Annotated in this window: 12 protein-coding genes; all 12 read left to right on the top strand. The window is 49.0% G+C overall.

Going from position 1 to position 13,352, the window contains the following annotated elements:
- Positions 1 to 7 precede the first annotated feature (7 nt).
- The gene (locus FKP33_RS06140) at positions 8 to 1,201 is read left to right on the top strand and encodes an MFS transporter (RefSeq protein ID WP_141334220.1); all 1,194 of its coding nucleotides are present in this window, start codon (positions 8 to 10) and stop codon (positions 1,199 to 1,201) included.
- 28 nt (positions 1,202 to 1,229) lie between these two features.
- Positions 1,230 to 2,777, top strand: coding sequence for a class I adenylate-forming enzyme family protein (locus tag FKP33_RS06135; RefSeq protein WP_141334218.1), 1,548 nt, complete (start codon positions 1,230 to 1,232; stop codon positions 2,775 to 2,777).
- Between the two features lie 183 nt (positions 2,778 to 2,960).
- Positions 2,961 to 4,160 (top strand): ABC transporter substrate-binding protein, encoded by a 1,200-nt coding sequence (locus tag FKP33_RS06130; RefSeq protein WP_141334216.1) that lies wholly within the window; start codon positions 2,961 to 2,963, stop codon positions 4,158 to 4,160.
- Positions 4,161 to 4,164: 4 nt separating this feature from the next.
- Entirely contained in the window at positions 4,165 to 5,106 is a 942-nt protein-coding gene (locus FKP33_RS06125; protein ID WP_306439338.1) for a branched-chain amino acid ABC transporter permease, read from the top strand.
- A gap of 14 nt (positions 5,107 to 5,120) precedes the next feature.
- On the top strand, positions 5,121 to 6,140 hold the full coding sequence (locus FKP33_RS06120) for a branched-chain amino acid ABC transporter permease (protein WP_141334214.1): 1,020 nt from the start codon (positions 5,121 to 5,123) through the stop codon (positions 6,138 to 6,140).
- Positions 6,141 to 6,142: 2 nt separating this feature from the next.
- Positions 6,143 to 6,910 carry an ABC transporter ATP-binding protein gene (locus tag FKP33_RS06115; protein ID WP_141334212.1) on the top strand — a complete coding sequence of 256 codons (768 nt, stop codon included), beginning with the start codon at positions 6,143 to 6,145 and terminating at the stop codon, positions 6,908 to 6,910.
- Positions 6,910 to 7,632 (top strand): ABC transporter ATP-binding protein, encoded by a 723-nt coding sequence (locus FKP33_RS06110; RefSeq protein WP_127607205.1) that lies wholly within the window; start codon positions 6,910 to 6,912, stop codon positions 7,630 to 7,632. The genes FKP33_RS06115 and FKP33_RS06110 overlap by 1 nt, the downstream gene beginning before the upstream one ends.
- A 77-nt stretch (positions 7,633 to 7,709) precedes the next feature.
- Positions 7,710 to 8,696 (top strand): MBL fold metallo-hydrolase, encoded by a 987-nt coding sequence (locus FKP33_RS06105; protein ID WP_141334210.1) that lies wholly within the window; start codon positions 7,710 to 7,712, stop codon positions 8,694 to 8,696.
- Between the two features lie 145 nt (positions 8,697 to 8,841).
- Complete coding sequence (locus FKP33_RS06100; RefSeq protein ID WP_127607209.1) at positions 8,842 to 9,699, top strand: 3-hydroxyacyl-CoA dehydrogenase family protein; 858 nt, start codon at positions 8,842 to 8,844, stop codon at positions 9,697 to 9,699.
- A gap of 31 nt (positions 9,700 to 9,730) precedes the next feature.
- Positions 9,731 to 10,510, top strand: a complete 780-nt coding sequence (locus tag FKP33_RS06095) for an enoyl-CoA hydratase/isomerase family protein (RefSeq protein ID WP_127607211.1) — start codon at positions 9,731 to 9,733, stop codon at positions 10,508 to 10,510.
- A 24-nt stretch (positions 10,511 to 10,534) separates the two neighbouring features.
- Complete coding sequence (locus tag FKP33_RS06090) at positions 10,535 to 11,719, top strand: acetyl-CoA C-acetyltransferase (protein WP_127607213.1); 1,185 nt, start codon at positions 10,535 to 10,537, stop codon at positions 11,717 to 11,719.
- Positions 11,720 to 11,734: 15 nt separating this feature from the next.
- Positions 11,735 to 13,291: a class I adenylate-forming enzyme family protein gene (locus tag FKP33_RS06085; protein WP_141334208.1), complete on the top strand. Its 1,557-nt coding sequence runs from the start codon at positions 11,735 to 11,737 to the stop codon at positions 13,289 to 13,291.
- The last annotated feature ends 61 nt before the right edge of the window (positions 13,292 to 13,352 follow it).

Here is a 13,352-nt window from a genome sequence, read left to right as displayed (position 1 = left end):
TGATGTCATGGACCAGCAGCAGGATCAATTGTGGACCAAGGGATTTTTGGGGATCACACTTTGCGGGTTTTTATTATTTTTAAACTTACAGATGCTGATCAGTTCTCTCCCTGCGTATTTAAAGGAGCAATTTCAGGCCAGTGATTTCAGCATCGGAGTGATAACGGGCCTTTTTGCCTTATCCTCGGTGGCCGCGAGACTGTTTGCAGGCAGACCTGGCCAGAAAGAAAGAATGGGTCGGCTTTTGTTCCTTGGTTTATTCATCGCATGGATAGCTACAGCCGGCACCTATTGGTGTCATGCCTTAATCGCCATTTTAGGTATAAGAATGGTGTATGGTTTCGGCTTTGGCGTGGCCAGTACCGTATTGCCCACTATGGCATCCAATCGGGTTCCTCTCGCGCGAATGGGAGAGGGCATGGGGTATTTCGGATTTTCCAATACACTCGGATTGTCTGTAGGGCCCCTCATCGGGATGTATTTGCTCGCCAATTACGGCTTTGGGACTTTAACGGCCGCAGCTTCGATTGTTCTTCTTCTGATTTTTCCTATCATCTACGGGGTGTTGCCAGGAGCAAGCACAATGGCGACAGGAGCGGTTCGAGGGAAATCTTCACAAGGAAACACCTACTTTTCCCGGAAATTAGTTCTGCCCGCCATTTTGAATATGCTCTTATCCATCACTTACAGCGGCCTGATCGGTTTCATCGCACTGTTTGGCCTTCAGCGTAACATTGAAGGCGTGGGCAGCTTCTTTCTGGTTCAATCCTTGATGGTACTGCTGATTCGGCCTTTTGCCGGAAAAATATTCGATCGCAGGGGGCCTGTTGCCGCCGTGATACCCGGTGGTTTTCTGGTCATGCTGGGAGTCATTTTCCTTTCCTACTCGGACCGCTTGCTCGAACTTATATTGTCGGCAATCGTCTATGGCTGCGGGTATGGGATGATCCAGCCGTCCATTCAGGCCTGGATGATCAAGGAAGTATCCGCAGATGAGCGGGGGATCGCGAACGGAATGTTCTACAATTCCATCGATGCAGGGGTTGCGCTCGGCTCCATCTTATTGGGCGTACTGGCCTCGGGTGTAGGGTACGGCTTGATGTATCGTTTGTCCTCCCTGTTTATGGCTTTGTTTTTATTGATTTTCGGGCTTTCGATCATGTTAACGCGTCATCGAAATAAGGTTACCCAAAATATGTAGGACACAGGAAGGTAAGGTGAATGATCACATGCAAGGGAATAGCGTGTCTGTTTCACAACTGTTGGATATGGCGGTGCAAGGCAGTCCCGATAAAGAGGCGATTTATGACCTGACGCGCAGACTGACCTACGGCGAGCTGCAGGAGGAAGTCAATCGGTTAGCATCTGCTCTCGTATCGCTGGGCATCAAAGAAGGGGATCGGGTCGGCGTTTCTTTACCCAACTGGCATGAGACGGTTCAATTATTTTTTGCCATTGCGAAAATAGGGGCCATTCTCGTTCCATTTAACCCCAAGTATCGGTTGCATGAATTACAGCATATTTTAGGAAATTCGGGAGCCAAAGTCGTTTTTGTATCCCAGGAATTTGAAAAAACAGGCTTTGAAAGCGGAGAACCGAACCATTTGCAGCTCATTACGGTCCGGTATGAGAAGGAGGGCTGCCTCTCATTTACCGACCTTCTGGCAGGCTCGAATGACGTCATTCCGCCGCAGCCTGCCATCGATCCTCTGCATGATACGTTCTGTATTTTATATACTTCGGGAACGACCGGCGTGCCGAAAGGGGCCATGGTCACTCATCGCAGCGTCGTTCAGTCCGGCATGACGATTGCGAAGAGCCTGCAATGTGTCTCCGATGATGTGTTTATTATTCTGGCGCCGATGTTTCATATCTTCGGAATGGCCGTTAACTTGATGTCTGCCGTCTATTGTCAATCCAAAATGGTGCTGCTCGAAAAATACAAACCGAAAGACGCCTTAAAGCTGATCGAGCAGGAAAAAGTAACGATTCACCACGCGGTTCCGTCGATGTTGAATCTCGAATTGAAGGACCCTGATTTTGACTCCTACGATTTATCTTCGCTGCGGGCGGGAATAACGGGAGCGGCCACTTGTCCTCCGGAAACGATCAAAGGGGTCCGTGAGAAGATGGGCATGAATCTTTGCATTTCCTACGGCATCACCGAGACCGGTACGGTAACCATCACGCAGTATGATGATAAAGAAAGCAACATTCTCGAGACGGTCGGCAAAGCAGTAGAAGGCGTCGAAGTGAAAATTGTCAATGACCGGAGGGAAACGCTGCCTCCAGGTGAAACCGGTGAAATTGCTTGCAGAGGCTTCGGCGTCATGAAAGAATATTACCAATCTCCTGAGCAAACCCGGCAAGTGCTTGATCCTGAAGGGTGGTATTATACGGGCGATTTGGGCACGATGGACGAAGACGGGTACATTCGATTTGTGGGCCGCAAGAAGGAATTGATCATACGGGGCGGCTACAATATTTATCCCCAGGAAATCGAAGGCTTGCTTCAAAACCATCCGAAAGTTCTGGAGTCCGCGATTGTCGGCCTGCCTGATGCGACTTTAGGCGAGATCGTATGCGCCGCCGTCAAGCTGAAGCCTAATGTCCAGGCGACGCAGGAGGAAATCATCGATTACTTAAAAACGTATATCGCCAGCTATAAGCTTCCCGGCAAAGTGGTATTTGTGGAGGAGCTGCCGACAACGGCGAGCGGAAAAATCCAGAAAGTCAAATTAAAAGATGAGCTTATGAATCGTTTAGAGGCCGGCTGAACAATAGTTCACGCAGAAGTTCATGCTATTCCTACATAGTGGACAAATTGACAAATTATAATTCCTACATGATGCAGGTATACTTAGTTTGAATTTTCTGTAAAATTAAAATTGCTACAAGATATGACAGCGTTTTCAATTTCGAAAAAGAGTTAGGTCTAATTATTAAGAAGGGGTGTTCATATGAAAATGTCAAGCCGAAACATGTTAGTATTCGCTCTTGCCGTCATGCTTCTTGTATTGGCAGGGTGCGGCCCGCAAGGCCCGCAAGCAGGTAATAACGCATCCAACAGCGGCGCGCCTGCCAAATCGGATGGAAGCGGCGGCGACGCCAAAGAAATTAAAATCGGATTGGTGCTTGCCGAAACCGGACCCGCATCCACATTAGGCTTGACGGAAGTTCAAACACAAAAATTGTTTCAAAAGCAATTGGATAAACAAGGGCCTATTAACGGCTATAAAATTAAACTAGTCATGCAGGACTATGAGACGGATGACACCAAAGCCGTCATTGCCATGGACCGCTTGATTTCCGAAGGCGTCGTTGCGGTCGTGGGAGCAACGCAAGTAAGTACAACCGCCGCAATTCTTCCGAAGGCGATCTCGGCCAAGCTTCCGTTTTTGACGGTTGCACCTGCCAATTCGGATAAGGATAACGTATTTGTCATGACCCCAAGTTCAAAAACCGTTTCCGTTAAGGTCGTGGAATGGTTAAAGAAAAAAAATATTACGAAAGTGGCTTGGGTAAATGCCAAGGATGCGTTCGGCGTTGAAGGTCTTCCCGCATTCAAGGACCTTGCAAAAGAAAATAATATTGAAATTGTAGCACACGAAGAATTCGACGCTACGGCTACCGATATGACCGTTCAATTAACGAATGTCAAAAAAGCGAATCCCGAGGTTGTCGTCGTATGGTCCAGAACGCCGGGCGCCGGGGTTGTGGCGAGAAACTTTAAGGCCCTCGGCTTTAACATTCCGATGATTCAAAGCACCGCATCCGCGAACCAGGGATTCCTCGATCAGGTAAAAGGCAACAATGAAGGGCTCTATGTGGTTGGAAGCCGGTTAAGCATCGTCGACCAGCTGCCGGATTCGGATCAGAAGAAAAGATTGCAGGCGTTCCGTGACGCATTCAAAGCCGAATTTAACGGCGAACCCGACTTGTTTGCCGCTCATACGTATGACGGGCTTTCCATGATCGTGGAGGCGATCAAGGCAGGACATACAACTCCGGAAAATATTACGAAGTTTTTAAATAAAGATTTGGGCAAATATCCGGGCATTACCGGAACCTTCGATTTTGCACAGACAAGGCTGACTTCACAGGTGGACGGATTGACCGTACTCGGCATTAAAGACAACGCCTGGAAATACGAAGAATAGTTGGATGGATAATAATCTATGGCAGATATCGATCTGCCATAGATTTTCACTAGAAGGGAGATCGAACATGGATTTCGCGCAATTTTTGCAATTTCTCATCACCGGACTTACCGTTGGCAGCATTTATGCACTGCTAGCCATCGGATTTGTCACCATCTACAATACAACGGGAATATTAAACTTTGCTCAAGGTGAGTTTGCGATGATCGGGGCGATGTCGTGTATTTCTTTAATTGGTTTTGGTCTTCCCATGTTCGCAGCGATTCCAATAGCGATCCTTTTTACCGCGTTTATCGGCTTATTCATAGAGAGAACACTTATAAAACCGGCGAGAAAGAGCGCACCCGTCACCCTTGTTGTCATTACTATCGGATTGTCCATTTTTCTTAAGGGACTCGGATTAATTATTTGGGGTACTTATCCGAAAACCTTGTCGCCGATTGTTCAGATAAAGCCCATCCATTTTTTCGGGGCCGTTATCAACCCGCAAAGTTTGTTTATTTTTGCCATACTGATCGTCCTGCTCGCCTTGCTGTATTTCTTTTTTGATAAAACCTTTATCGGATCCGCCCTCAGAGCGAGCGAGACCAATCCCCGCGCCGCAAGCTTAATGGGGATCAACACCCAGGCGATGTCAGGCTTATCCTTCACGTTGGCCGCAGCCCTTGGAGCCATCGCCGGCATTATTATCGCTCCCTTAACGGACGCAACGTACGAGATGGGCTTTCTAATCGGTCTTAAAGGCTTTGTCGCCATGGTTATCGGAGGGATGAATAATATTTCCGGGGCCGTCATGGGCGGTTTGGTGCTCGGTGTAGTCGAAGCTTTTTCAAGCGGTTTGCTTTCCAGTACGTATAGTGACGCCATCAGCTTCACGGTATTGCTGTTGGTGCTATTCTTCAGACCGAACGGTTTGTTCGGCAAAGCAACCGGTCTAAGAGTATAGAGGGGGCAATCATAATGGCTAAACTTGACGCAATTTTATACGGCAATCGTTGGAAACCGTTTATCGGTTTAATTGCCATCATATTAGCTCTTCCGTTTTTCGTCCATGCTCCGCATATTTTTACGGTGCTGATTCTAATCGGCCTGTACAGCATCATTACGATCGGACTAAGTCTGCTGATCGGCTATACGGGGCAAATCTCTTTAGGGCATGCCGCATTCTTTGGAATCGGAGCCTACGTATCCGGCATGCTGACGACGAAAGCCGCGATGTCGCCTTGGTTGGCCATGATCCTTGGCATGGTGGTCACTTTTGGCATCGCCTATCTGATCGGAATTCCCATTCTCAAGCTGAAAGGACACTTTCTGGCTTTAGCCACCCTCGGTTTTAATATTATCATCTATATTCTAATTGTAGGGTTGTCGGATTATACGGGGGGCCCCTTGGGCCTGCACAGCATTCCGACTTTATCGTTGTTCGGTCTGGATCTGAGCAATCCGCTCTATTTTTATTATTTCATATGGACCGTTGTGGGGCTCGTGATCATTTTCTCAACGAATATCGTTCGCTCTCCTATTGGCCGGCTGCTCAGGAGCATACACGACAGTGAAATCGCTACGCAAACCTTGGGCGTTAACGTCGCCAAATATAAAGTGGCCATTTTTGCGATCAGCGCCGCATATGCCTCGTTAGCGGGCAGCTTTTACGCGCATTTTATTAATTTTATCGCACCTCCTACGTTTTACATTAATTTCTCCATTTTGCTGCTGATCATGGTCATGGTCGGCGGAAGCCATTCCATCTGGGGCGCTATGCTGGGTACGGGCACCATCATGTTCCTGCAGGAACTGATCCGGTATATCGGTAAAGACTACCTCCATCTCAGCGGTCCGGTTGAAATTGTGGTTTACGGTTTTATGATCGTGATTGTGATGATGTTTGCTCCTAGAGGGGTCATTTCGATACTATCAGGCGCCTGGGTCAAAGCTTCGCGCAGCAAAACCAAAATGATGAAAGAAGCAAAAGGGGTTTAAACATGACAAACTTACTGGAAGTTAAGGGATTGACGAAAAAATTCGGCGGAGTAACCGCGGTCGATAACGTTAGCTTTCAAGTTGGGGAAGGGGAGATTGTGGCGGTCATCGGTCCGAACGGTGCCGGGAAGACCACGTTGTTCAATACGATTTCTTGTTTTATGCCGCCTACCTCAGGAGAAGTTATTTATCAAGGAAATCGACTTACCGGCAAAAAAATATATGAGCTGGCGCCGCTTAAAATATCAAGGACGTTCCAAAATCTTCAAATTTTTCGCAATATGACCGTTCTGGAAAACGCCATGATGGGCGCGCATGTGAAATTGAGGACGAATGTGCTCAGTGCGGGATTTCGACTGCCGATCGTCAAGAAGGATGAAGAACAAGCGTATCAGCTCGCTCTGGACGCGCTCGAAATGGTAGGGCTGCTCCATCTGATGCATGAAAAAGCAGGGCAGCTCTCGTACGGACTTCAGAAGCAATTGGAATTCGCCCGCGCCATCATGTATGAGCCTACACTCGTCTTGTTAGACGAACCGATGGCGGGTTTAAACGATGCGGAAACGAAAAAAATGTCCGAATACATCGTAGAGTATAAAAAGAAAGGCCATTCTTTCTTGTTTGTCGAGCACAAGATGGCTACCGTTATGGAAATTGCCGATCGTATCGTCGTCATCGATTTCGGCAAAAAAATTGCGGAAGGAACTCCCGAAGACGTACAACGCAATGAAAAAGTAATTAAAGCGTACTTGGGGGAGGAGGCGGTTTAATGCTGAAAGTAGAAAACTTAAGCACACATATAGGCAACATCCAAATACTGCACGCCATTAATCTCGAAGTACATAGCGGCGAAATCGTTTCGGTGATCGGTGCGAACGGCGCCGGAAAAAGCACCCTGTTGAACACGTTAGCCGGTCTTTACAAGCCGTCGGAAGGGAAAGTGACTTTACACGGCGAAACGATCAGCGGTTTCCCTTCCCATCATGTTGTTGGCAAAGGTTTGGCACTTGTTCCCGAAGGGCGGCAAATTTTCAGCAACCTGACCGTTGAAGAAAATTTACGGCTCGGCATGTATTCCAAATACTTTAAAGAGAAGGAAAGCGTCAAGGGAAACCTGGAGAAAGTACTTGAGATGTTCCCCGGATTGAAAAAACATATGCATAATCTCGGCGGTTTTCTAAGCGGCGGAGAACAGCAAATGCTCGCGATCGGACGAGGCTTAATGTCGAATCCGAAAATTATTTTGCTGGATGAGCCGTCTATGGGGTTAGCACCGATGATCGTGAATGAAATATTGGAAAATTTGAAATATATCAAAGAGCAGCTTGGCACGATGGTCATTCTGGTGGAACAGAACGTCAAAGCCGCCCTGAGAGTGGCCGACCGCGTTTATGTGATGGATCAGGGCAAAATCATTCTAAACGGCACGAGAGATGAAATTAGCAATAACGCAAACGTTCAATCGGCTTATCTGGGAGTGAAAATTTCTTGAACCATACGATTATTCAAGGGGTGTTTGGTTACCGGCATCCCGTTTTTTTATTTTAGCCCGTATTGGAGGAGCATTCCATGTACTCGGTTCATAAGGACGGTTATGGATTCCATCAAATCACGCTGCCGACCCTTCTCCCGGTCGGTCCGGTCAACGTGTTGGTTATTGAGCGGAACGGCAAGTTAACCTTGATCGATGCCGGCATAAATACAGATGAAGCGTTTGCCATTCTGCAAAGCTCACTTGGAAACTTAGGCTATTCATTAACGGATTTGGAGCGAATTGTGCTCACCCATCATCATCCCGATCACATCGGATTAATTAACAGGATTGCGGAGCGTTGCAAGATTCCTGTCCTGGCCCATCCGTTGGCGGTTCCTCGGCTTACTCGGGATCCGGAATATTTAAGCTTTCGCTGTGACTTTTTTGATACATTGTACCGTGAGATGGGCTGCGGTGAGTTAGGCGCTCAACGTATCGAGCAGATGAAAAGAAGTATGGTCGAAAATAAACATGAAAAAGTGACGGCTGAAATCATTGAGGTGGATGAGGGAGGGAATATTCAAGGGCTGGACAGCCTGGAGCCTATTTACGCGCCGGGTCACTCCCCCGACCATCTGATGTTCTATGACCGCCAAAGAAAGGTAATGGCGGCAGGCGATCACCTGCTTCCCAAGATTTCAAGCAATGCGCTTGTCGAGCCGGATATAGACGGGAACCGGTTGCCCTCACTTGCGTTGTACCGGGAATCGCTGTTGAAATGCCGGGAGCTCGCCGCGGATATCGTGTTTCCCGGTCACGGAGAGGCGTTCGGTCAACATGCGGCCTTGATCGACTCCAGACTTTCAAGGATGGATGAAAAGGCGGACAGAGTCAAAGAGCTGATCAAGCTCCGGGCAAAAACGCCGTTTGAGCTGGCCAAGGAAATGTATCCTACGGAGTACCGGCGCCAATTTACATTCGTGATGTCGGAAGTCATCGGAATGCTCGATTACATGGAAACGAATCTGCAAATTGAAAAAGTATTCTCCAATCACGTTTGGTCGTACGCGGCTAAAGACTGATCGAATTAAGTTGATTACGGTGGACGAAAAGTTATTCCGTTTTTCCTACATCGTGAACGTGTTTGGATGCAACTAAATTTTTTATAATTAAACTATAAAGCGCATACAAAAATACGAGCTTATTTTAGAGAAGGAGATTTATAAGATGAACGAACGTATCATCGGCGTTGTCGGAGCGGGAACGATGGGGAGCGGCATAGCGCAGCTTGCGGCTCAGAAAGGGTTTCGCGTTGTTTTATATGATATGAACGACGAGCTGGTCCATAAAGGAAAAGGCCGAATTGCTTCCATCTTGGCCAGATTGGTTGAAAAAGGAAAGCTGACGGAAGCCGATAAAGAAACGACGTTGGCTAACATAGAGGCTACCTCTGATTTAACGCGGATGGAGCAGGCCCATGTTGTCATCGAAGCGATCGTTGAGGATATGAAGATCAAGCAGGACATGTTCCGTCAGCTGGACGCTGTTCTGGGACCCGAAGCGATCCTGGCCACCAATACGTCCTCGTTGTCGATCACATCGATCGCGCAAGCGACGAAACGTGCCGACCGCGTGGCGGGCATGCATTTTTTCAACCCGGCTCCGATCATGAAGCTGGTTGAAGTCGTTCGTGGTTATAACACAAGCGACGATACGGTTGCGACGCTGATGGGCCTGGCCCGGGATTTCGGCAAAGAACCGATTGAAGTGAAGAAGGATTCGCCGGGGTTCATCGTTAACCGGGTCATGATCCCGCAGTTCGTCGAAGCGATGCGCCTGGTGGAGGAAGGGGTCGCGACGATGGAGGATGTAGATAAGGCCGTAAAATTGGGGCTCAATTACCCGATGGGCCCGTTTGAACTGCAAGATTTTGCCGGAGTCGATATCGGATTGCATGTGCTGGACTACTTCTATGAGGAATTCAAGGATGACCGCTTTGCGGCGCCGCAATCCTTGAAACGAGTGGTTCGCGCAGGACGTCTGGGCAAGAAAACAGGAGCAGGCTGGTATGATTACAACAAATAACCCCCACAATCCAAAGGAGATGAACAAGACGATGGAGTTTGAAACCCTGGAACTGACAGTAAACGGTAGAGTTGCGGTGCTAAGCCTGAATCGGCCCCCGATGAATCCTTTGAATAAGAAGCTTTTCAGCGAGCTGTATGAGATACTGGAGGAGCTGGAAAATAACGATGACATTGGCGCCATCATTATTACCGGCAAGGGGGAGCGCGCATTCGCGGCGGGCGCCGACATCAGCGAAATGAAAGAACTCGACGCTGCGGGCATCGCCAGGATGAACCGGATTTCACGCAAAGCCTTCGAGAAACTGGAAAACATCGGCAAGCCGGTCATTGCCGCCATCAACGGACTCGCACTGGGAGGCGGCTGTGAGCTCGCCCTATGCTGCGATTTCCGGATTTGCTCGGAGAACGCGAAAATCGCCTTGCCGGAAATCAACTTGGCGATCATCCCCGGCGGGGGCGGTACACAGCGGCTGCAGCGGCTCATTGGGCAAGCGCGGGCTAAAGAGCTGCTCTATTTTGGCGATATGATCAAAGCGCAGGAGGCGCAGGCTTACGGTTTGGTCAGCAAGGTGGTGCCGCTGGAAAGCTTGATGGACACAGCGCTTGAATGGGCGGCGAAGCTGGCCGAGAAACCGGCGGTTGCCCTGAAGATGATGAAGACTGCCTTGCATACCGGAGCCGATACCGATCTGAACAACGCATTGACCATCGAGACGGTTTGTTTTGGCATTACATTCGAGACCGAGGACAGAAAAGAGGGAATGGCTTCCTTCTTCGAAAAGCGCAAGCCTGTTTACGTCGGTCGATAGAAAGCCCTTGGGAGATGAGAAGCGATGGATAACAATACCGATATCGTTTTGCTGGAAGGCGCACGGACGGCGTTTGCGGAATTTTGCGGCTCGTTTCGCGATATTTCCGCAACTGATTTAGGGGTTGCTGCGGCCAAAGAGGCAATCAAGAAAGCGAAGATCGAGGCGGAAGAGATCGACCAAGTAGTGTTCGGTAATGTTCAGCAATCGAGCCGGGATGCCCACCTGTTGGCGCGCCATGTCGGTTTGAAAGCGGGTCTTCCCATCCCGGTCCCGGCCTTGACGATTAACCGCCTGTGCGGAACCGGCCTGGAGTCCATTCTTACCGCCGCCCGATATATTCTCACGGGTGAAGCTAATGTGGTCCTGGCCGGAGGAACGGAAAGCATGAGCCAGGTGCCGCATGTCATCCGGGGCACCCGCTGGGGCAAGGCGTTAGGCGCTCCTGTGATGGAAGACTGGTTATGGGATGGACTTTATGACACATACGGCGAGTGCACGATGGCCGTTACAGCAGAAAATCTCGCCCGAAAGTATGAGCTTTCGCGCGAGGAGATTGATCAGCACGCGTTGTCCAGTCATGAACGTGCACTAGCTGCAATCGAGAAAGGCTATTTTGCCGAAGAGATTGTCCCGGTTTCCGTGCAGGATAGGAAGGGAATTAAAATCATTGATACCGATGAACATCCGCGAAAAACGAGTCTGGAGCAATTGGGCAAATTGAAGCCGCGCTTTATCGAAAATGGGGTCGTGACGCCCGGGAATGCAAGCGGGATGAATGACGGGGCGGCAGCTGTCATTGTCGCATCGGGAAGCTACGCCGCCCAAAAAGGATTGAAGCCCATCGCGCGCCTGGTCTCTTGGGGAGTCGTCGGGGTCGATCCGAAATACATGGGGATCGGTCCGGTTCCAGCGATCCGGCAAGCTTTAGAGAAGGCGGGTATGACCATAGATCAACTGGATTTGGTTGAGATCAATGAAGCCTTCTCCGCCCAATATTTAGCTTGTCAGAAGGAACTGAACTTCGATCCGTCGATCGGTAATGTGAATGGAGGGGCTGTTGCCCTGGGGCATCCTCTAGCCGCCTCGGGAACTAGAATCAGCTTGTCTTTACTCTATGAACTGGGCCGCAGAGGGAAAAAATACGGGGTATCCTCCGTATGCATAGGTGGAGGCCAAGGGATTGCCGCCATCTGGGAAAGACTCTAGAGGGGGAGTCGTTAGATGTCCGGCAGTCAATGCGAATTACTAAATGTATATCAATTATTGGAAGCGTCCTCTCAAAAGAGGCCTGATAAAGAAGCCGTATACGATCGAACCCGCAGGCTGACCTATGCCGAGCTGCTGCAGGAAACCGACCGGATCGCCGCCGCTTTGGACGCGAAGGGAATTAAACAAGGCGACCGCGTGGGGGTAAGCTTGCCCAATTGGCATGAAACCGTTGCGATCTATTTTGCCGTTGCCAAAATCGGGGCCATCCTGGTCCCGTTTAACACCAAATATCGTTTGCACGAAGCGCAGCATATCATCAAGGATTCAGGAATCAAGCTTCTCTTTGTTAGCGCCGAATTCGACGAGCAGGTTGGGGTCGAATCCGTTGCTCCCCTGGTTCAGGGTGTGGTTTCCGTCCGCTTCGACAAGGAGGGCATCATTTCTCTTGAAAGCCTGATTGAACAGGCGGGGAACCATGTACCTGCGTTAGTGGAAATTGACCCTGTGCGCGATGTATTTTGTGTTCTCTATACTTCGGGAACAACCGGCTTTCCTAAAGGAGCCATGCTTACCCATCGGGGCATGGTCTGGTCGGGCAGAACTATCGGGGAGAGTATTCATAGCAGCCCGGAGGATGTTTACCTCATTCCTGCTCCGCTTTTCCATATTTTTGGCATGGGAATCAATCTGTTTGCGGCGATTTCGATGCAATCGAAAATCGTGCTGATGGACGTTTATAAAGCCAAAGAGGCGTTGGAGCTCATTCAACAAGAAAAAGTAACCGTTCATCATGCGGTGCCGACGATGTATATTCTTGAATTAAATCATCCCGATTTTGCAAGCTATGATTTGTCTTCTTTACGGACAGGGGTTGTTGGCGGGGCTCCGTGTCCTGCGGAAACGATAAGGGCGATCAAGGAAAAAATGAGGATGAACATTTGCAACTCCTTCGGCATGTCCGAAATCGGTTCATTAACGATTACAGCCTATCAGGACACGGAGAAAAACATTCATGAAACGATAGGCAAAGCGATTCCCGGAGCCGAAGCCAAAATTGTTAATGACAGCAGGGAACCGGTTCCTTTTGGAGAAGTTGGCGAAATCGCTTGCAGAAGTTTTGGAGTGATGAAAGGCTATTATAACAATCCGGAACAAACGAGCCAGGTCATCGACCAGGACGGATGGTTTTATACGGGAGATCTGGGGGTTATGCAGCCGGACGGCTATATTCGTTTTGTGGGACGCAAGAAAGAGATGATCATTCGCGGCGGATATAACATTTATCCGGGAGAGATTGAAGAAATCTTGTACCAGCATCCGAAAGTGCTGCAAGCCGCGGTCATCGGACTTCCCGATCCGGTGATGGGGGAAATTGCTTGCGCCGTCATTAAGTTAAAAGCGGATGAACAATCGTCAAATGAAGAAATGCTGGCATACGTTAAACAGCATTTGGCGGATTACAAGGTTCCCAAGCAAGTGGTGTTTACGGAGAGTCTGCCAGCTACAGCAAGCGGAAAAATTCAAAAGTTAAAATTAAAAGAAGCCATATTGAAACAAGCAAGTCATTGAGTTACATGTACAAATAAAGGCGCTGAAATGAAAGCGTTTTATCCCCGGAGAAGAGTGCTCC

Source organism: Paenibacillus sp. tmac-D7, assembly GCF_006519665.1.
GTDB lineage: Bacteria > Bacillota > Bacilli > Paenibacillales > NBRC-103111 > Paenibacillus_G > Paenibacillus_G validus.
The sequence above is the reverse complement of the archived record's forward strand: the minus strand, read 5'-3'. Positions and strand labels throughout refer to the sequence as shown.